This is a genomic window from Actinoplanes sp. NPDC051861 (assembly GCF_040681145.1).
Taxonomy (GTDB): domain Bacteria; phylum Actinomycetota; class Actinomycetes; order Mycobacteriales; family Micromonosporaceae; genus Actinoplanes.
Window position 1 is genome coordinate 116,581 of record NZ_JBFAYE010000021.1, and the last position, 19,581, is coordinate 136,161.

The 19,581-nt window shown below is 68.4% G+C and carries 17 protein-coding genes and 1 pseudogene; all 18 read left to right on the forward strand.

What is annotated here, in order from left to right; translation table 11 throughout:
• Window positions 1-263 precede the first annotated feature (263 nt).
• Window positions 264-959, forward strand: a complete 696-nt coding sequence (locus AB0M02_RS37175) for a demethylmenaquinone methyltransferase (RefSeq protein ID WP_364235850.1) — start codon at window positions 264-266, stop codon at window positions 957-959.
• A 48-nt stretch (window positions 960-1,007) separates the two neighbouring features.
• Entirely contained in the window at window positions 1,008-1,268 is a 261-nt protein-coding gene (locus AB0M02_RS37180) for a hypothetical protein (RefSeq protein ID WP_364235852.1), read from the forward strand.
• Window positions 1,269-1,385: 117 nt separating this feature from the next.
• Window positions 1,386-2,681: a geranylgeranyl reductase family protein gene (locus AB0M02_RS37185; protein WP_364235855.1), complete on the forward strand. Its 1,296-nt coding sequence runs from the start codon at window positions 1,386-1,388 to the stop codon at window positions 2,679-2,681.
• Window positions 2,682-2,770: 89 nt separating this feature from the next.
• Complete coding sequence (locus AB0M02_RS37190; protein WP_360189985.1) at window positions 2,771-3,130, forward strand: NADH-quinone oxidoreductase subunit A; 360 nt, start codon at window positions 2,771-2,773, stop codon at window positions 3,128-3,130.
• 6 nt (window positions 3,131-3,136) lie between these two features.
• Window positions 3,137-3,808: an NADH-quinone oxidoreductase subunit B family protein gene (locus tag AB0M02_RS37195; protein WP_364235856.1), complete on the forward strand. Its 672-nt coding sequence runs from the start codon at window positions 3,137-3,139 to the stop codon at window positions 3,806-3,808.
• Window positions 3,805-4,524 (forward strand): NADH-quinone oxidoreductase subunit C, encoded by a 720-nt coding sequence (locus tag AB0M02_RS37200; protein WP_364235859.1) that lies wholly within the window; start codon window positions 3,805-3,807, stop codon window positions 4,522-4,524. The genes AB0M02_RS37195 and AB0M02_RS37200 overlap by 4 nt, the downstream gene beginning before the upstream one ends.
• Window positions 4,521-5,846, forward strand: coding sequence for an NADH-quinone oxidoreductase subunit D (locus tag AB0M02_RS37205; protein ID WP_364235860.1), 1,326 nt, complete (start codon window positions 4,521-4,523; stop codon window positions 5,844-5,846). The genes AB0M02_RS37200 and AB0M02_RS37205 overlap by 4 nt, the downstream gene beginning before the upstream one ends.
• Window positions 5,843-6,553 (forward strand): annotated as a pseudogene (nuoE, locus tag AB0M02_RS37210) (NADH-quinone oxidoreductase subunit NuoE); the annotation flags it as partial. The gene AB0M02_RS37205 and the pseudogene nuoE, both read left to right, overlap by 4 nt.
• Before the next feature lie 38 nt (window positions 6,554-6,591).
• Window positions 6,592-7,908: an NADH-quinone oxidoreductase subunit NuoF gene (gene nuoF / locus AB0M02_RS37215; protein ID WP_364235862.1), complete on the forward strand. Its 1,317-nt coding sequence runs from the start codon at window positions 6,592-6,594 to the stop codon at window positions 7,906-7,908.
• On the forward strand, window positions 7,908-10,406 hold the full coding sequence (locus AB0M02_RS37220; RefSeq protein WP_364235865.1) for an NADH-quinone oxidoreductase subunit G: 2,499 nt from the start codon (window positions 7,908-7,910) through the stop codon (window positions 10,404-10,406). Before nuoF ends, AB0M02_RS37220 begins: the two co-directional genes overlap by 1 nt.
• A gap of 8 nt (window positions 10,407-10,414) precedes the next feature.
• Window positions 10,415-11,773: an NADH-quinone oxidoreductase subunit NuoH gene (nuoH, locus tag AB0M02_RS37225; protein WP_364235991.1), complete on the forward strand. Its 1,359-nt coding sequence runs from the start codon at window positions 10,415-10,417 to the stop codon at window positions 11,771-11,773.
• Window position 11,774: 1 nt separating this feature from the next.
• Window positions 11,775-12,383 (forward strand): NADH-quinone oxidoreductase subunit NuoI, encoded by a 609-nt coding sequence (gene nuoI, locus AB0M02_RS37230; protein ID WP_364235868.1) that lies wholly within the window; start codon window positions 11,775-11,777, stop codon window positions 12,381-12,383.
• Window positions 12,383-13,123 carry an NADH-quinone oxidoreductase subunit J gene (locus AB0M02_RS37235; protein ID WP_364235871.1) on the forward strand — a complete coding sequence of 247 codons (741 nt, stop codon included), beginning with the start codon at window positions 12,383-12,385 and terminating at the stop codon, window positions 13,121-13,123. The genes nuoI and AB0M02_RS37235 overlap by 1 nt, the downstream gene beginning before the upstream one ends.
• Window positions 13,120-13,419, forward strand: a complete 300-nt coding sequence (nuoK, locus tag AB0M02_RS37240) for an NADH-quinone oxidoreductase subunit NuoK (protein WP_364235873.1) — start codon at window positions 13,120-13,122, stop codon at window positions 13,417-13,419. Before AB0M02_RS37235 ends, nuoK begins: the two co-directional genes overlap by 4 nt.
• 11 nt (window positions 13,420-13,430) lie before the next feature.
• A complete protein-coding gene (gene nuoL, locus AB0M02_RS37245; RefSeq protein ID WP_364235874.1) occupies window positions 13,431-15,359 on the forward strand; it encodes an NADH-quinone oxidoreductase subunit L in 1,929 nt (642 codons plus the stop codon).
• Window positions 15,356-16,894, forward strand: a complete 1,539-nt coding sequence (locus AB0M02_RS37250; RefSeq protein ID WP_364235876.1) for an NADH-quinone oxidoreductase subunit M — start codon at window positions 15,356-15,358, stop codon at window positions 16,892-16,894. The genes nuoL and AB0M02_RS37250 overlap by 4 nt, the downstream gene beginning before the upstream one ends.
• 3 nt (window positions 16,895-16,897) lie before the next feature.
• On the forward strand, window positions 16,898-18,436 hold the full coding sequence (gene nuoN, locus AB0M02_RS37255) for an NADH-quinone oxidoreductase subunit NuoN (protein ID WP_364235877.1): 1,539 nt from the start codon (window positions 16,898-16,900) through the stop codon (window positions 18,434-18,436).
• An 88-nt stretch (window positions 18,437-18,524) separates the two neighbouring features.
• Window positions 18,525-19,460, forward strand: coding sequence for a pyridoxamine 5'-phosphate oxidase family protein (locus AB0M02_RS37260; protein ID WP_364235879.1), 936 nt, complete (start codon window positions 18,525-18,527; stop codon window positions 19,458-19,460).
• The last annotated feature ends 121 nt before the right edge of the window (window positions 19,461-19,581 follow it).

Genomic DNA, 19,581 nt, shown 5'->3' on the forward strand with positions numbered 1-19,581 from the left:
GGCCAGGTTCGGCTCGTCGGACCGGTGAGGCTCGGTTGCTCCTTCGTAACGAGCCCGCCGGTTGACTGTCCCGGCAGTTCCCGGCTGGTTACGTTGCTGTCGTAAGGCAACGGAAACGCTTAGTCGTCGCCCGCCGCGGTCAGCGTCGGTGACGGGAGTTCGGACCCGACCGATGGCGGTCGTATATATAACGCAAGAGGAGCCGGGCGGGATGGGTGACCATCCCGCCCGTTCTGTTTGCCCGGGGTGGCAGAGTAAGGCGCGTGACACGCGCAGATCTGGACAAGCAGCCGCACGAGGTCGCCGAGATGTTCGACGGCGTGGCCGAGCGCTACGACCTCACCAACACCGTGCTCTCCTTCGGCCAGGACCGGGGCTGGCGGCGGGCCACACGTGCCGCTCTGGCGCTGCGGCCGGGCGAGCGCGTCCTGGACGTGGGTGCGGGTACCGGCGTCTCCACCGAGGAACTGGGCGTCTCCGGCGCGTTCGCGGTCGGCGCCGACCTGTCGATCGGCATGCTGCGTGCCGGGCGGCGGACCCGGCCGGACGTGCCGCTGCTGGCCGGCGACGCGTTGAAACTGCCGTTCGCCGACGAGACCTTCGACGCGGTCACGATCTCCTTTGCGTTACGGAACGTGGTGGACACCGCCGCTGCGCTGCGTGAGCTCGCCCGCGTGACCCGGCCCGGCGGCCGCCTCGTGGTGTGCGAGTTCAGTCACCCTACGAACGCGCTGTTCCGGACGGTCTATCTGCAGTACCTGATGCGGTCGCTGCCGGCCGTGGCGCGTGCCGTGGCGAGCAACGCGGAGGCGTACGTCTATCTTGCGGAATCCATCCGCGCCTGGCCGGACCAGCGTGGTCTTGCCGCCCGGATCGCGGAGTCGGGGCCCTGGGACCGGGTCGGCTGGCGTGATCTCAGCGGGGGCATCGCCGCCCTGCATCGCGCCACCCGGGTATAAATAGCCCATTCGGCAGCAAAGCCGCGAACCTGCTGTTTAGCTCGATTTATGACGAAGATCGGGCATCTTGAGGACACCGACATCGACATCGCGATCGACGAGGGCGAGGCCGGCGAGCGGCGCGCCACCGAACTGGCCACCCGCCTCCGGATGGTCGCCGCTCAAGATCCACTTCTGGCCCAGGACCTGGTGGAAGAGCTGATCGTGGCCCTCGACCGAGCGATGGGCGGGACCATCCGCGAACACCTCGACGGACCGGCGCTCGGCGTGGCCGATCGGGTCCTTGAGGCCCCTGAGCAGGGACGATAGTCCGGACGAAACAGTTAGGGCAACCTAAGCGCAAAGATCTTCGATTGTCGGCCTACACTCCGATCGAGGCATGCTTGTGAACTAATTCACGAGCCTCGCGCGAGACGGAGGTGTGCCGTGAGCGACCACGGACCAGGTGCGACCGTCGCCGATGAGGCGGACGTGATCGTGGTCGGTGCCGGCCCGGGCGGATCTGCTGCGGCCTACCACCTCGCCCGGCACGGCGTGCGCGTCGTGCTGCTCGAGAAGACCGAGTTCCCGCGTGAGAAGGTTTGCGGCGACGGCCTCACGCCGCGCGCGGTGCGCCAGCTGATCCGGATGGGTGTGGACACCTCGGAGAAGGCCGGCTGGCTGCACAACCGTGGTCTGCGCGTGATCGGCGGCGGCGTCCGGCTGGAACTGGACTGGCCGGACCTCGCCAGCTTCCCCAACTACGGCCTGGTCCGCACGCGCCTCGACTTCGACGACATGCTGGCCAACCGCGCCGTGGAGGCCGGTGCCCTGCTGCGCACCGGTGTGAACGTCACCGGCCCGGTGCTCGACCAGGACGGCTACGTGATCGGCGTCCAGGCCAAGATCGGGCCGGACAAGGAGCCGGTGGAGTTCCGGGCGCCGCTGGTGATCGCGGCCGACGGTGTCTCCGGCAAGTTCCCGCTCGCCCTCGGGCTGGCCAAGCGCGACGACCGCCCGCTCGGCGTGGCCGTCCGCCGCTACTACCGGTCCGCGGTCCGGGCCGACGACAACTACCTGGAGTCCTGGCTGGAGCTGCGCAGCGCGCAGGACCCGAGCCGGCTCCTGCCGGGTTACGGCTGGATCTTCGGCCTCGGCGACGGCCGGGTGAACGTCGGGCTCGGCATCCTCAACTCGTCCGACGCGTTCGGCAAGACCAACTACCGCCACCTGCTGACCGACTGGCTCGGCAGCACGCCGGAGGACTGGGGTCTGCGGGACGAGGCCAACGCGGAGGGTCCGACGCTCGGCGCCGCGCTGCCGATGGGCTTCAACCGCGTGCCGCACTACACCCGCGGTGTGATGCTGGTCGGTGACTCCGGCGGCATGGTCAACCCGATGAACGGCGAGGGCATCGCGTACGCGATGGAGTCCGGCGAGATGGCCGCCGAGGTGGCGGTGCAGGCGCTGGCCCGACCGGCCGGTCCGGCGCGGGAGAAGGCCCTCCAGGCTTACCCGGCCGAATTGAGCGTGCGGTTCGGTGGTTACTACCGGATCGGCGGGATATTCGTGAAGTTGATCGGCAACCCGCAGATCATGCGGATGGCGACGAAGTACGGCATGCCCCAGCCGCTGCTGATGAAGTTCGTTCTCAAACTCCTGGCCAACCTCACCGACCCACGGGGTGGCGACGCCATGGATCGCATCATCAACGGCCTCACGAAGGTCGCGCCCGCTGTCTGATGACGAATTAGGGCACCCCGACCAAAGGACTACAGAAGCACAGTAACTAGTGTGAAGCGGCTAACAGTCGTACGGGAGTGAACATGACGATCAACCCTTATGTCCCGATCGTCGGGTTGCTGATCCTCGGCGCCCTCTTCGCGTTGTTCTCCGTGTCCGTCGCGCCGATCGTCGGACCGAAGAGGTACAACAGGGCCAAACTCGACGCCTACGAATGCGGCATCGAGCCGGCACCGCAGCCGATCGGCGGGGGCCGATTCCCGGTCAAGTTCTATCTGACCGCGATGCTCTTCATCATCTTCGACATCGAGACCATCTTCCTCTACCCGTGGGCCGTGTCCTTCGACGCACTCGGCCTGTTCGGGTTCGTGGAGATGGTCCTGTTCATCCTCACCGTCTTCATCGCCTACGCGTACGTGTGGCGGCGTGGCGGCCTCAACTGGGACTGATGTGACATGGGTATCGAGGAGAAGCTCCCGTCCGGCATCTTGCTGACGAGCGTGGAGAAGCTGTCCAACTGGGCTCGCAAGTCGTCGTTCTGGGGCGCCACCTTCGGCCTCGCCTGCTGCGCCATCGAGATGATGGCCTCCGGCGGCCCCCACTACGACCTGGGTCGCTGGGGGATGGAGGTGTTCCGCGCCTCGCCCCGCCAGGCCGACCTGATGATCGTCGCCGGCCGGGTGAGCCAGAAGATGGCTCCCGTCGTGCGCCAGATCTACGACCAGATGCCGGAACCCCGCTCGGTGATCTCGATGGGCGTGTGCGCCTCGTCCGGCGGCATGTTCAACAACTACGCGATCGTCCAGGGCGTGGACCACATCATCCCGGTCGACATCTACCTGCCGGGCTGCCCGCCCAGGCCGGAGATGCTGATCGACGCGATCCTCAAGATGCGCGAGAAGGTGATGGCCCAGCCGCTCGGTCCGAACGGCCGGAAGATGCTCGCGGCCCGCGAGGCCGAGGGCCGCGTTCCGGTGGTCGCTCCGGGTGCCATGCCGTCGTCGTACCGGGTGGACAAGACCCGGCGGGCGGAATGGACCCAGGCCGTCAAGGAAGGCCGTGAAGAGCAATTGCGGATCGAGAACTGGATGAAGCTCCAGCCGCATTTGCGGGAGGTGGGCAAATGACAATGGCATCCGGAACTGAGGGTGGTGTTCCGACTACCGCACCCGTCGGTGCGAATATTGGTGCACCCGCGCAGACTCCGCCCAGCCCGGATAAGGGCATGTTCGGAGTCAAAGGCACCGGAGACGTATCCGGTTTCGGTCGTCTGGTCCGCCCGCGACCTGCTGTTTTTGACAGCCCGCGGCCGTACGGCGGCTATTTCGACGACGTCTATGACGCGTTGGAAGAAGCCTATCCGGCCGTCTCCGAGGCCATCGAGAAGGTGGTCGTGGATAGGGCGGAGCTCACACTGCACATCAGCGCTGAACACATCGCTGAGGTGTGTCAGGTGATGCGCGACGACGAGTCGCTGCGATTCGAACTCTGCTCGTCGGTCGACGCGGTCGACTACCTCGGCTCCGACGAGCGCCGGTTCCACGTGACGTACCAGCTGACCTCCATGACGTACCGGCGGCGGGTCCGCCTGGAGGTCGCGGTGGCGGACGGTGTCTCGGTACCGAGCGTCACGCAGGTCTACCCGACGGCCGACTGGCAGGAGCGGGAGATCTACGACATGTTCGGCGTCGTCTTCCCCGGCCATCCGAACCTCACCCGGATCCTGATGCCGGACGACTGGGAGGGCCACCCCCAGCGCAAGGACTACCCGCTCGGCGGCGTGCCCGTCGAGTACAAGGGCGCCGAGATCCCGCCGCCCGACCAGCGGAGGGTCTACCAGTGACGACATCCGAGTACGCGAGCGAGCGCGAGACGACCGAGGGCCGGGTCTTCACGGTCACCGGCGGCGACTGGGACCAGCTGACCGCCAACGTCGACCCGCTCAGCAACGAGAAGATCGTCGTCAACATGGGTCCGCAGCACCCGTCCACGCACGGCGTGCTGCGCCTGGTGCTGGAGCTCGAGGGCGAGACGGTCACCGAGTGCCGGCCGGTCGTCGGTTACCTGCACACCGGCATCGAGAAGAACCTCGAGTACCGCAACTGGACCCAGGGCGTCACGTTCGTGACCCGCATGGACTACCTCTCGAACATGTCCAACGAGACGGCGTACTGCCTCGCGGTGGAGAAGCTGCTCGGCATCACCGACGACATCACCGAGCGGACCAACACCATCCGCGTCATGTTCATGGAGCTCCAGCGGATCGCCTCGCACCTTGTGTGGCTGGCGACCACCGGCATGGAGCTGGGCGCGATCTCGATGATGCTGTACGGCTTCCGCGAGCGTGAGTACATCCTCGACATCTTCGAGGAGACCTCCGGCCTGCGGATGAACAACGGTTACGTCCGGCCGGGCGGGCTCGCCCAGGACCTTCCGGAGTCCGCGGTCAAGAAGATCCGCGACTTCCTGAAGATGATGCCGAAGCGGCTCAAGGAGTACGAGGCCATGCTCTCCGGGCAGGTCATCTGGCAGCAGCGCACCCAGGGCGTCGCCGTCCTGGACGTGACCGGCTGCCTGGCGCTCGGTATCACCGGCCCGGTGCTGCGTTCCGCCGGTCTGCCGTGGGACCTGCGCAAGACCATGCCGTACTGCGGGTACGAGAACTACGAGTTCGACGTGCCGACCGCGACCACCGCCGACGTCTGGGGCCGGTACCTGGTCCGGGTGGCGGAGATCCGGGAGTCGCTGAAGATTGTCGAGCAGACGCTGGACCGTCTCAAGCCCGGACCCATCTGGGTCTCGGACAAGAAGATCGCCTGGCCGTCGCAGCTCGCGCTCGGCCTCGACGGGCTCGGTAATTCTCTCGAGCACGTCGCAAAGATCATGGGTCAGTCGATGGAGTCGCTGATCCACCACTTCAAGCTCGTGACCGAGGGCTTCCGGGTTCCGCCCGGCCAAGTTTATGTCGCGGTCGAGCACCCGCGTGGCGAACTCGGTGTTCACGCGGTCTCCGACGGCGGGACCCACCCGTACCGGGTGCACTACCGCGAGCCGAGTTTCGTCAACCTCCAGGCCATCCCCGCGATGGCCGAGGGTGCGCTGCTGGCCGACGTGATCGCCGGCGGCGCCTCGCTGGACCCCGTGATGGGTGGGTGTGACCGCTGATGACCGACACAACGGTGGAGTTCTCCGCCGCAGCAGCTCCGCTCGCGGAGAAGCTGCTCGAGCCGGCGCTCGAGATCCTGGCCCGCTATCCCGCGGGCCGGGAGCGCTCGGCCCTGCTGCCGCTGCTGCACCTGGTGCAGACCGAGGAGGGCCACGTCAGCCCGACCGGTGTGGCGTTCTGCGCGGAGATCCTCGGCATCAACAAGGCCCAGGTCGGCGCGGTGGCCACGTTCTACACGATGTACAAGCGGCGGCCGACCGGTGAGTACCTGGTCAGCGTCTGCACCAACACCCTGTGCAACGTGATGGGCGGCCAGGCGGTCTACGACGAGCTGAGCGAGCACCTCGGCGTCGGTCACGACCAGACCACGGCCGACGGCAAGATCACGCTGGAGCACGCCGAGTGCCTGGCGGCCTGCGACTACGCCCCGGTGGTGACGGTCAACTACGACTTCACCGTCGACGAGGCCACGCCGGCGAGCGCTGTCGAGCTGGTCGAGAGCCTGCGCAAGGGCGAGCGGCCGGCCCCGAGCCGCGGCGCCCGGATCTGCTCCCTGAAGGAGATGCAGTACCAGTTGGCCGGCTTCGCCGACCCTCGCGACGGCGCTGTCGCCGAAGGGGTGGCCGGTGCGCCGACGCTGCGCGGCGTGCGCCTGGCGCAGGAGCACGGCGTCGCGGTTGCCGGCTTCGACCCGGACAGCCCGATCACCAAGACCAAGCCGGCCCGCGGTAACGAGGAGGCGAAGTGACCCAGCCACGGCCGGAGGTCCTCCAGAAGCTCACCCCCGTCCTGACCAAGCGCTGGCTGTCGCCGGACGCCTGGCAGATCGGGGTCTACGAGCGGCTCGACGGCTACGCGGCGCTGCGCAAGGCGCTCGACGTGCACCCGGACGACCTGATCCAGCTGATCAAGGACTCCGGCCTGCGCGGTCGTGGCGGCGCCGGCTTCCCCACCGGTCTCAAGTGGGGCTTCATCCCGCAGGGCGACGGCAAGCCGCACTACCTCGTGATCAACGCGGACGAGGGCGAGCCGGGCACCTGCAAGGACCTGCCGCTCATGACGTACGACCCGCACTCGCTGGTGGAGGGCGCGATCATCGCCTCCTACGCCATCCGGGCGAACCGGGCGTTCATCTACATCCGCGGTGAGGCCGTGCACGCGGCTCGGCGGCTGCGCCACGCGGTGCAGGAGGCGTACGCCAAGGGCTACCTCGGCAAGAACATCCTCGGCACCGGCTTCGACCTGGACCTGGTCGTGCACAGCGGCGCGGGTGCGTACATCTGTGGCGAGGAGACCGCGCTGCTCGACTCGCTGGAAGGTTTCCGCGGCCAGCCCCGGCTGCGCCCGCCCTTCCCGGCCATCGCCGGCCTGTACGCGAGCCCGACCGTGGTCAACAACGTCGGCACCATCGCCAGCGTGCCGTACATCGTGCTCGGCGGCGCCGACTGGTGGAAGAGCATGGGCACCGAGAAGTCGGCCGGCCCGATGATCTACTCGCTCTCCGGCCGGGTCGTGAACCCGGGTCAGTACGAATGCGGCCTCGGCATCACCCTGCGCGAGCTGATCGAGCTGGCCGGCGGCATGAAGCCCGGTCACAACCTGAAGTTCTGGACGCCGGGCGGCTCGTCGACGCCGATCCTGACCGCCGAGCACATCGACACCCCGATGGACTTCGAGGGTGTCGCGGCGGCCGGGTCGATCCTCGGCACCACGGCCATGCAGATCTTTTCGGACCAGGACTGCCCGGTCTACAACACGTGGCGGTGGCTGGAGTTCTACCACCACGAGTCTTGCGGCAAGTGCACCCCGTGCCGCGAGGGCAACTACTGGCTGGTCCGCACCTACCGGCGGATCCTCGCCGGCCAGGGCACCTACGCCGACCTGGACACCATGCAGGACACCGCGGACAACATCTTCGGCCGGTCGTTCTGCGGCCTCGGCGACGGCGCGGCCACCCCGGTCGTGTCGACGCTCAAGTGGTTCCGCGACGACTACCTCGGCTACATCGAGGGCCGCACCGCGCCGCGGCTCTCCGAGAAGTCCCTTGTAGGAGCGCACTGATGACCGACGTTCAGAAGAGGGCCGACACGGTCTCGCTCACCGTCGACGGTGTAGAGGTCACGGCGGAGAAGGGCGAGCTGGTAATCCGGGTCGCCGAGCGGATGGGTATCGCCATCCCGCGGTTCTGCGACCACCCGCTGCTCGCCCCGGCCGGCGCCTGCCGGCAGTGCCTGGTCGAGGTGGAGGGCCAGCGCAAGCCGGTCGCCTCGTGCACCCAGACCGTGGCCGAGGGCATGGTGGTCAAGACCCAGCTCAGCTCGCCGGTCGCCGCCAAGGCGCAGGCCGGTGTCATGGAGCTGCTGCTGATCAACCACCCGCTGGACTGCCCGACCTGTGACAAGGGCGGTGAGTGCCCGCTGCAGAACCAGGCGATGAGCACCGGCCGCGCCGACTCCCGGTTCCACGAGCACAAGCGGGAGTACGAGAAGCCGATCCACATCTCCAGCCAGGTGCTGCTGGACCGGGAGCGCTGCGTGCTCTGCCAGCGCTGCACCCGGTTCTCCGAGGAGATCGCCGGTGACAAGTTCATCGACCTGATGGACCGCTCCTCCGGTGAGCAGATCAACGTCTACCGCGACGACTTCTTCGGCGGCGAGGGCACCGGCGACGGCCAGGTCGGCGAGGGCGAGGGGGACGTACCGTTCAACTCGTACTTCTCCGGCAACACCATCCAGATCTGTCCGGTGGGCGCGCTCACCGGCGAGCAGTACCGGTTCCGGGCCCGCCCGTTCGACCTGGTCTCCTCGCCGAGCGCCTGCGAGCACTGCGCGGCAGGCTGCTCGCAGCGCTCCGACCACCGCCGCGGGAAGGTGCTGCGCCGCCTGGCCGGCGACGACCCGGCGGTGAACGAGGAGTGGAACTGCGACAAGGGCCGCTGGGGCTTCCGGTACACGACGGCGACCGACCGGATCACCACGCCGCTGGTCCGCGACGCGGCCACCGGTACGCTGCGCGAGGCTTCCTGGAGCGAGGCGCTGCTGGCGGCGGCGGAGGGCCTCAAGGCCGCGCGGGAACGCGGCGTCGGGGTCCTTCCGGGCGGTCGTCTCACGGTGGAGGATGCGTACGCCTACGCGAAGTTCACCCGGACCGTCCTCGGCACCAACGACATCGACTTCCGAACCCGCCCGGTACGCGCCTCCGGCTCGCCGCTCTCGACGACCGAGGAGGCTGACTTCCTGGCCGCCTCGGTGGCCGGTGCCTCCGAGGTCACGTACGCCGACGTGGACAGCGCTCCCTCGGTCGTGATCGCCGGACTGGAGCCGGAGGAGGAGTGCCCGATCCTCTTCCTGCGCCTGCGGAAGAGCTTCGTCAAGGGCAAGCTCAAGGTGACCGCGCTTTCGCCGTACGTCTCCCGGGGTTTGGAAAAGCTCGGCGCCGCGCTCGTCGCGGCCGTTCCGGGCGACGAGGCCCGGCTGCTCGCCGGCGATCCGGCCGTGGCCGCCGCACTCAGCGCGCCCGGCTCCCTGCTGATCGTGGGTGAGCGGCTCGCCACCGTGCCCGGTGCGCTCAGCGCCGCGGCCGACCTCGCCGCCCGCACCGGCGCCCGCCTCGCGTGGGTGCCCCGCCGGGCCGGTGACCGTGGCGCGCTCGACACCGGATGCCTGCCGAATCTGCTTCCCGGCGGCCGTCCGGTCACCGACGCGGCGGCCCGTGCCGAACTCTCGCTCGCGTGGAAGATCGACGCGGGCGTGCTGCCCGGCACACCGGGACGGGACACCGACCGGATCATCGCCGCGGCCGCCGACGGTACGCTCGGCGCCCTGCTGGTCGGTGGCGTGGACCCGGCCGACCTGGCCGACCCGCGCCTGGCCGAGGAGGCACTCGACGCGGTCCCGTTCGTGGTCAGCCTCGAGCTGCGGCAGAGCGCGGTGACCCGGCGGGCCGACGTGGTCCTGCCGATCGCGCCGGCCGTCGAGAAGGCCGGCACGTACATGGACTGGGAGGGCCGCCTGCGGTCGTTCGACGCCGTGCTCAGCAGCGTCGCGATGACCGACGGCCGGGTGCTCGAGGCGATCGCCGCCCTGCTCGACGTCAGCCTGAACACCGGTGACGTGATGGCGGTCCGCCGCGAGCTGGGCCACATGCCGGCGAGCAGCACGGCCCGGCCGGCGCAGCCCACCGTCGAGGCCGCCGGCCTGCCGACGCCGGGTGAGCACGAGGCCGTGCTCGCCACCTGGCACCAGCTGATCGACCTGGGTTCGCTGCTCGACGGCGACCAGGTGCTGGCCGGTACGGCCCGGCCGCCGGTCGCCCGGATCGGCAAGGACCTGGCCGAGGAGCTGGGGGTCGTCGACGGTGACCTGGTCACGGTCGGCACCGACCGCGGCGTGGTCTCGCTGCCCGCCGCGATCACCGACCTGCCGCCGCGCGTGGTCTGGCTGCCCACCAACTCGCCGGGCTCGACGGTGCGCCGCAGCCTCGGCGTCACCGCCGGTGCGGTGGTCAAGCTGACGGCCGGCGTGCCCGGTCCGATCCTGGCCGAGGAGGCCAACCGATGAACGCCTTGCTGGCGGCGCACGCCGTCGATCCGACGCTGGAGACGTTTGAGAACGACATCTGGTGGATCACGCTGATCAAGCTGGTCGGCGTCTTCGCGCTGCTGCTGATCCTGACGCTGTTCACCATCGTCTACGAGCGCAAGGTCGTGGCGCGGATGGCGGTCCGGCCCGGTCCCAACCAGGTCGGCGGTCGTTTCGGCGCGCTGCAGAGCCTCGCGGACGGCCTGAAGCTGCCGTTCAAGGAGGAGATCATCCCGAAGACCGCCGACAAGGTGGTCTACTTCATCGCGCCGGTCATCTCGGCTACCACGGCCTTCACCGCGTTCGCGGTGATGCCGCTCGGTGGCATGGTGAACATGTTCGGTCACCAGACCGCGCTGCAGCTCACCGACGTGCCGGTCTCGGTGCTGGTGCTGCTCGCCTGCTCCTCGATGAGCGTGTACGGCGTGGTGTTGGCCGGCTGGGCGTCCGGCTCGACCTACCCGCTGCTCGGTGGTCTCCGGTCCAGCGCGCAGATGATCTCGTACGAGGTCGCGATGGGCCTGTCGATCGTGGCGGTGTTCATGACCGCCGGCACGATGAGCACCTCGCAGATCGTGGCGGCGCAGGCCAGCGGCGAGCCGGTGAACATCTTCGGCGTCGACCTGACCGCGCCCGGGTGGTACGCGGTCCTGCTGCTGCCGAGCTTCATCATCTACATGATCGCGGCGGTCGGTGAGACCAACCGGGCGCCGTTCGACCTCCCCGAGGCCGAGTCCGAGCTGGTCGGCGGCTTCCACACGGAGTACTCGTCGTTCAAGTTCGCGCTCTTCTTCCTCGCCGAGTACATCAACATGATCACCGTCTCGGCGTTCTGCACCACGCTGTTCCTCGGTGGCTGGCGCGCACCGTGGCCGATCACCGCGGTCTGGGAAGGCGCCAACGCCGGCTACTGGGGTCTGCTCTGGTGGTTCATGAAGGTGCTGATCCTGCTCTTCGGCTTCATCTGGCTGCGGGCGACCCTGCCCCGGCTGCGCTACGACCAGTTCATGCGGTTCGGCTGGAAGGTGCTGATCCCGGCCAACCTGATCTGGATCCTCTTCCTGGCCTACTTCAAGGTCGCCCGCAGCGGCGAGCTCACCGACGAGATCCGATGGATCTCGACCGGGGTCATCGCGCTCGTCGTCCTGGCCGTCTTCTGGTTCTGGCCCACGAAGAAGAAGGCGGCGCCGGTGTCGCTGGAGGAGGAGCTGGCCGCGCGGCCACCGGGCAGCTTCCCGGTCCCGCCGATCGATCTCCAGATACCGCCGAGCCCGCGTGCCCGCCGCGCCGTGGCCGAACGCGCCCCGGCCACCGTCGGCGGCGACTCCGAATCGAAGGAGGTGTGACGTGGGCACCTTCACCGGCTCCTTCAAGGGTTTCGGCGTGACCTTCGCGCACATGTTCCGCAAGGTGATCACGACCGACTACCCGTTCTCGCCGCCGAAGCCCGCGCCGCGCTACCACGGCCGGCACATCCTCAACCGGCACCCGGACGGCCTGGAGAAGTGCATCGGCTGTGAGCTGTGCGCCTGGGCCTGCCCGGCCGACGCGATCTACGTCGAGGGTGGCGACAACACCGACGAGCAGCGGTTCTCGCCGGGTGAGCGGTACGCGAAGATCTACCAGATCAACTACGCCCGGTGCATCTTCTGCGGGCTCTGCATCGAGGCCTGCCCGACCCGCTCGCTGACCATGAGCAACGAGTACGAGCTGGCCCGCGACAACCGCCAGGACCTGATCTTCACGAAGAAGGAGCTCCTGGCCCCGCTGCTGCCCGGTATGGAGCAGCCGCCGCACCCGATGCGCCTCGGTGAGACCGACAAGGACTACTACATCGGCGCGCTCACCAACCCGGGCACCTCGATCGGCGCGGAGCGGGCTCCGTGGGCGACCAACGACGCCGCCGACGCCACCGGTACCGCGCCCGGCGTCGCGCCCAAGGAAGGGGTGGCGTGATGGAGGTATCGGTGGGCGAACAGGTCGCCTTCTGGATCCTCGGATCCTTCGCGGTGATCGGCGCCCTCGGCATGGTCATGGCCCGCAACGCGGTGCACTCGGCCCTCTGGCTCGTCGTGACGATGCTCTGCCTGGGCTTCCTGTACGTGGTCAACGCGGCGCCGTTCCTCGGTGCCGTGCAGATCATCGTGTACACCGGCGCGATCATGATGCTGTTCCTGTTCGTGCTGATGCTGGTCGGCCGGGACGCATCCGATTCACTGATCGAGACATTACGAGGTCAGCGGCTGGCGGCCGTCGCCCTCGGCATCGGCTTCGCGGCCCTGATCGGTACCGGTCTGGCCCGCTCGCTGGGCGGGACCACGGTCGTGGGTCTGGCCGAGGCGAACCAGAACGGCAACGTCCAGGGCCTGGCCGCACTGCTCTTCACCCGCTACGTCTTCGCCTTCGAGGTGACCTCGGCGCTGCTCATCACGGCCGCCGTCGGCGCGATGATCCTGGCGCACGTGGTCCGGGAGAAGGAGGAGAAGCTCGACCAGCTGACCCGGATGAAGGAGCGCTTCCGCCCGGGCAACTACCCCGGCGCGAAGGCCGGCCCCGGCGTCTACGCGAACACCATGTCGGTGGCCGCGCCGGCCCGGCTGCCGGACGGCAACGGAGCCGAGCGCAGCATCTCGCCGATCCTGCCGGTCCGTGAGCTGACCGCCTCCGAGGTGGCGCCGAAGGGAACCGAGAAGTGACTCCCGACTACTACCTCATCCTGTCGGCCATCCTCTTCACCATCGGTGCCGCGGGTGTCCTGATCCGCCGCAACGCGATCGTGCTGTTCATGTGCATCGAGCTGATGCTCAACGCCGCGAATCTCGCGCTGGTCACCTTCAGCCGGATCAACGGCGGCCTGGACGGCCAGATCATCTCGTTCTTCGTGATGGTCGTCGCGGCGGCCGAGGTCGTGGTCGGCCTCGCCATCATCATGTCGATCTTCCGTACGCGGCGCTCGGCGAGCGTCGACGACGCGAACCTCCTTAAGTACTGAAGGGCCTTCACGTGGAACAGACAGTGGAGTTTGCCCCCGCGACGGGAGTGTTGAGCAGCATCTGGCTGCTCGTGGCGATCCCACTCGCCAGCGCCGCCGTGCTGCTGCTGCTCGGCAAGCGTGCCGACAAGTGGGGTCACTGGCTCGGTGTCCTCGCGGTTGCCTCCTCGTTCGTGCTCGGCTTGGTCTACTTCGCGAGCCTGGCCGGCCTCGACGCCGAGCACCGCTCGGCCGAACTGAGTCTCTGGGACTTCATCGTGGTCGGCGGCCTGCACGTCGACTTCGGCCTGTTGTTCGACCCGCTGTCCGGAGTCTTCGTGCTGCTGATCACGGGCGTCGGCTCGCTGATCCACCTGTACGCCGTCGGCTACATGGAGCACGACCCGGGCCGGCGGAAGTTCTTCGCCTACTTCAACCTCTTCGTCTCGGCGATGTTGCTGCTGGTCCTGGGCAACAACTACGTGATGCTCTACTTCGGCTGGGAGGGCGTCGGCCTGGCGTCGTACCTGCTGATCTCGTTCTGGTACACCCGGCCGTCGGCGGCCACCGCCGGTAAGAAGGCGTTCCTGATGAACCGGGTCGGCGACGCCGGCCTGGCCATCGGCATCTTCCTGATGTTCACCGAGCTGGGCAGCACCCAGTACTCGGACGTCTTCGGCGGTGTCGAGTCGCTCGCCGCCGGAACCGTCCTGATCATGGGCATCCTGCTGCTGCTCGGTGCCTGCGGCAAGTCCGGCCAGTTCCCGCTGCAGGCCTGGTTGCCGGACGCCATGGAGGGCCCGACCCCGGTGTCGGCGCTCATCCACGCGGCGACCATGGTCACCGCGGGCGTCTACCTGATCGCCCGGTCGAACCCGATCTTCTCGGCCAACACCACGCTGCAGCTGATCGTGGTCAGCGTCGGTGCGCTGACGCTGCTGATCGGCTGTGTCATCGGTGCGGCCAAGGACGACATCAAGCGGGTCCTCGCCTGGTCCACGGTGAGCCAGATCGGCTACATGTTCCTCGGTGTCGGGCTCGGCGGCGGCGCGTACGCCCTGGCGATCGTGCACCTGCTGGCGCACGGTTTCTTCAAGGCGAACATGTTCCTCGGCGCCGGTTCGGTCATGCACGGCATGCACGACCAGGTCGACATCCGCCGGTTCGGGGCGCTCTCCAAGCACATGCGGATCACCTGGGTCACGTTCGCCACCGGCTGGCTGGCGATCATCGGCATCCCGCCGCTGTCCGGCTTCTTCTCCAAGGAGCCGATCATCGCGGCCGCCTTCGAGCGCGAGGTCGCCTGGGAGGCCTGGGTGTTCGGGATGGCCGCGCTGATCGGCGCCGGCCTGACCGCCTTCTACATGACCCGGCTGTTCGTGCTGACGTTCCACGGCCCGGCCCGCTGGACCGACGACATCAAGCACCCGCACGAGTCCCCGCCGATCATGACGATCCCGCTGATCCTGCTGGCGATCGGCTCGGTCGGCGCCGGTTGGCTGATGAGCACCAGCGTGCCGGAATGGCTCGCCCCGGTGCTCGGCGAGGAGGGCGAGGCGGCGCACGGCGTCCTCTCGCACACCATGATCACCATCCTGTCGCTGGTGGTCACGGTCCTCGGCGTCGGCCTGGCCTGGGCGCTGTTCCGCAACGGCACGGCCACCGAGCCGCAGCCGGCCGGGGTGCTGGTCACCGCCGCCCGGCGCAACCTCTACACCGACGCGTTCAACGAGGCGGTGTTCGAGCGGCCCGGTATCTACCTCACCCGCGCCCTGGTCTACCTGGACGGCAGGGGCATCGACGGTGCGGTCAACGGCATCGCGGCGGCGGTCGGCGGCGGGTCCGGCCGGCTGCGCCGCCTGCAGACCGGCTTCGTCCGCTCGTACGCGCTGTCGATGCTCACCGGCGCCATGCTCGTGGTCGGCGCCTTCATCGCGATCCAGATGGGATGGCTGGCGTGAGCGACTTTCCGTTCCTATCCGTTCTGACGGTTCTGCCCCTGGTCGGGGCGGGCGTCGTGGCCTTCATCCCGCGGGCCAAGGCCGAACTGGCCAAGATCGTCGCGCTGGTCTGGTCGCTCGTGGTGCTCGTGCTGAGCATCGCGATGTGGGCCGCGTTCACCATCGACGGCGACCGGTTCCAGTTCTACGAGTCCTACCAGTGGATCCCGTCCTGGGACGCGCGGTTCACCTTCGCCGCGGACGGCATCGCGCTCGTCATGCTGATGCTGATCGCCATCCTGTTCCCGATCGTCATCCTGGCCTCCTGGCATGACGTCGATCAGAGCCGGCGGTCCGCACCGGCGTACTTCGCGCTGCTGCTCTCCTTCGAGTTCACGATGATCGGCGTCTTCGCCGCGGCGGACGTCTTCCTCTTCTACGTGTTCTTCGAGGTCATGCTGATCCCGATGTACTTCATCATCGGGTCGTTCGGCAGCGGCCAGAAGCAGTACGCGGCGGTGAAGTTCTTCCTGTACAGCCTCGTCGGCGGCCTCTTCATGCTGGCCGCGGTCATCGGGCTCTGGGTGTACGGCGGTCACACCTTCGACTTCACGAAGCTCACCGAGGCGGCCGGGTCGATCGACACGAACACCGCGCGCTGGCTGTTCCTCGGCTTCTTCGTGGCGTTCGCGATCAAGGCGCCGTTCTTCCCGTTCCACACCTGGCTGCCGGACTCCGGTGGCGCGGCACCGGCCGGCGCGGCCGCGCTGCTGGTCGGCGTGATGGACAAGGTCGGCACGTTCGGCATCCTTCGGTACTGCCTCTCGATCTTCCCGGAGGCGTCCCGCTGGTTCGCGCCGGCGGCGATGGTCCTGGCGGTCATCGGCATCATCTACGCGGCGCTGCTCGCGGTCGGCCAGAACGACCTCAAGCGGCTCGTGTCGTACACGTCGATCGCCCACTTCGGCTTCATCGGCATCGGCATCTTCGCCTTCACCACCCAGGCGGGCACCGGCGCGGTGCTCTACATGGTCAACCACGGCCTGGCCACCGGCCTGCTGTTCATCGTGGTCGGCATGTTCGTGGCCCGGCGCGGCTCGGCGCTGGTCAGCGACTTCGGCGGTGCGGGCAAGCTGGTGCCGGTCCTGGCCGGTGTGCTGTTCTTCGCCGGTCTGGCCTCGCTGGCACTGCCCGGCACGGCACCGTTCATCAGCGAGTTCCTGGTACTCATCGGCACGTTCAGCACGAACAAGCCGTACGCCGTGATCGCGACCCTGGGCATCATCCTGGCCGCCGCCTACGTGCTGTGGATGATCCAGCGCACCACACAGGGCACGCTCAACCCGGCGCTGGCCGAGGTGCCGGCGATGTCCAAGGACCTGACCCTGCGGGAGAAGGTCGTGGTCGCCCCGCTGATCGCGCTCCTGCTGGTGCTCGGCTTCTACCCGAAGCCGGTCACCGATGTGATCAACCCGGCGGTGCAGGCGACCCTGCAGGACGTCGGCACGACCGATCCGGCTCCGACGGTGGTCGCTGATGGAAAGGCAGGCCGGTAGGCCATGGAAGAGTTGACACTGCAGCTGCCCCCGATCGACTACGGGGCGCTGCTTCCCATGCTGATCCTTCTCGGTGCGGCCTGCGTCGGCGTCGTGCTCGAGGTCGCCGTGCCGCGCAGGGCGCGCAACGCCGTACAGCTCAGCGTGTCCCTGGTTGCGGTCGTCGCGTCGCTGGTCGCCGTCATCATGGCGCGCGGCACGCACATCAAGACCATCGGCAACGCGGTCGCCGTCGACGGGCCGACCCTGTTCCTGCAGGGCGCGATCCTGGTCCTCGGCGGTGTGTCGCTGCTGCTGATCGGCGAGCGGACGATCGAGAAGGGTGGCGCCTTCGTCCCGCAGGCGGCCATCACGGTCGGGTCGAAGAAGGACGTTCAGCAGGCGGCCGGCCAGCCGGGCGCCACCGAGGTGTACCCGCTGAGCCTGTTCGCCCTGGGCGGCATGCTGCTGTTCGTCGCGGCGAACGACCTGCTCACCATGTTCGTGGCGCTGGAGGTCTTCTCGCTCCCGCTCTACCTGCTCTGCGCGCTGGCCCGCCGGCGGCGTCTGCTCAGCCAGGAGGCGGCGCTCAAGTACTTCCTGCTCGGCTCGTACGCCTCCGCGTTCTTCCTGTTCGGTGTGGCCTTCCTCTACGGCTTCGCCGGCGGTATCCAGCTCGGCGAGGTGCACGCCGCGGTCGCCAACCCGCAGAAGAGCCAGGTCCTGCTCTACGCCGGACTCGGGCTGCTCTCGATCGGGCTGCTGTTCAAGGCGGCGCTCGCCCCGTTCCACGTCTGGACCCCGGACGTCTACCAGGGCGCGCCGACCCCGGTCACCGCGTTCATGGCGGCCTGCACGAAGGTGGCCGCGTTCGGCGCCCTGCTGCGGGTGCTCTACGTGGCGTTCGAGGGCGTTCGCTGGGACTTCCAGCCGGTGCTCGGCACGATCGCGGTGCTGACCATGTTCGTCGGCGCGGTTCTGGCGGTCACCCAGACCGACCTGAAGCGCCTGCTGGCGTACTCCTCGGTCGCGAACGCCGGGTATCTCATGGTCGGCGTGCTCGCGCTCAACGAGGAGGGCCTGAGCAGCACGATGTTCTACCTCGTCGCCTACGGGTTCTCGGTGCTGGCGGCGTTCGCCGTCATCAGCCTGGTGCGCGACGCGGACGGTGAGGCCACCCACCTCTCCCGGTGGGCCGGCATCGGCCGGAAGAGCCCGCTGCTGGCGGGTGTCTTCACGTTCATCCTGCTCGCCTTCGCCGGCATTCCGCTGACCAGCGGCTTCACCAGCAAGTTCGCGGTCTTCGGTGCGGCGGTCGAGGGCGGTCAGGGCTGGCTCGTGGTGTTCGGCGTGATCACCAGCATGCTGCTGGCGTTCCCGTACCTGCGGGTCGTCGTGCTGATGTGGCTCTCCGAGCCGGGCGAGTCGACTCCGGCCGTCTCCATCCCGGGCTTCCTCACCTCGGCCGTCCTCGGCCTCGGTGTGATCGTCACGGTGGCCCTCGGTGTGGCTCCGGCCCCGCTGATCGACCTGACTCAGGAAGCATCGAACTTCATCCGCTGACATCTCGATCGACCTCGCGAGCCCCGGCCTCGGTCGGGGCTCGCGTCGTGTAACGGAACGTCAATGATGTCCATCTAAGATCACCGCCGTGTCTGATCTTCTGCCTGCCGGATCCACCCTCGTCGACACGATCGAGGCGTACCGGACCTGCGAGTTCGCGACCCTGACGAAGAGCGGTGCACCCGTCGCCTGGCCGACGTCCGGCATCGTGCGCAAGGACGGGACGATCCTGCTCACGACGTCCCTGGGTTACCCGCAGAAGGCGTTCAACGTCCGTCGGGACCAGCGCGTGGCACTGCTTTTCTCCGACCCCACGGCGAGCGGTCTGAAGCAGCCCAACCAGATTTTGGTACGCGGAAACGCCATCTGCCTCGACGAGGTCCACGTCACGCCCACCGGCGACCTGGAAACGCTCTGGCGGCGACTGCTGGAACGGCAGCCGCACTCGCAGTCGTACCTGGACTGGCCGGTGACGCTGATGACCGATTTCTACTATATGCGGCTGCTCATCACGGTGACTCCCACCGAGGTCGTGCAGCGTCCCCTGCCCGAGCCGTCCGCCACCGACGCGGCCGGTGAGCTCCTGGGTGCGGCCGTGCTCGCGGACTTCGCGTCGGTCGTGTTGACCGCGGTGGACGAGTCCGGCGCGCCGGTCCTGCTGCGGACGACGGCGAGCGCGGAGGACGAGGGCTTCCGGCTCGCGGTGCCGGACGACGTGCCGGTCGCCGCCGGACCGGCGAGCCTGCTGGTGCACCGGCACGACGAGAAGCTGTGGAACCTCTACAACGCGAGCGTGCGCGGCCGTCTGGTCTCCGACGAGCGGGGCTGGCTGTTGCGGCCCGAGCGGCTCGTCGAGCCCGGCGCCAAGCACAACGGCAGCGCCCTCGATCAGCTGCGCATCCTCCGGGCCACCCAGGCCGCGACAAAGGCCTATCTGCGGCGCCGTGAGTGGCCCCGCCCGGCGGTCCCGTGGTCGGAGTACCGCGCCCTCCGCGCCGCCGTCCGCCGGGGCAGCGGTCTTTGATCTTGTTGCGCTCCACCCTGGCACTTAAACCGTCACACCGGTATGGCATCGTGAAAGCGTGGTGAGCACCGGTGATCTGACCCCGCACGAGTCGGCACTGCCCGATCTGGCGCTGTCGTCG

Bases quoted from the DNA above. Each gene is read 5' to 3' on its own strand.
- AB0M02_RS37180 (WP_364235852.1), top strand. From the start codon at position 1,008: ATGACGAAGATCGGGCATCTTGAGGACACCGACATCGACATCGCGATC.
- AB0M02_RS37195 (WP_364235856.1), top strand. From the start codon at position 3,137: ATGGGTATCGAGGAGAAGCTCCCGTCCGGCATCTTGCTGACGAGCGTG.
- AB0M02_RS37200 (WP_364235859.1), top strand. From the start codon at position 3,805: ATGACAATGGCATCCGGAACTGAGGGTGGTGTTCCGACTACCGCACCC.
- AB0M02_RS37220 (WP_364235865.1), top strand. From the start codon at position 7,908: ATGACCGACGTTCAGAAGAGGGCCGACACGGTCTCGCTCACCGTCGAC.
- AB0M02_RS37235 (WP_364235871.1), top strand. From the start codon at position 12,383: ATGGAGGTATCGGTGGGCGAACAGGTCGCCTTCTGGATCCTCGGATCC.
- nuoN (WP_364235877.1), top strand. From the start codon at position 16,898: ATGGAAGAGTTGACACTGCAGCTGCCCCCGATCGACTACGGGGCGCTG.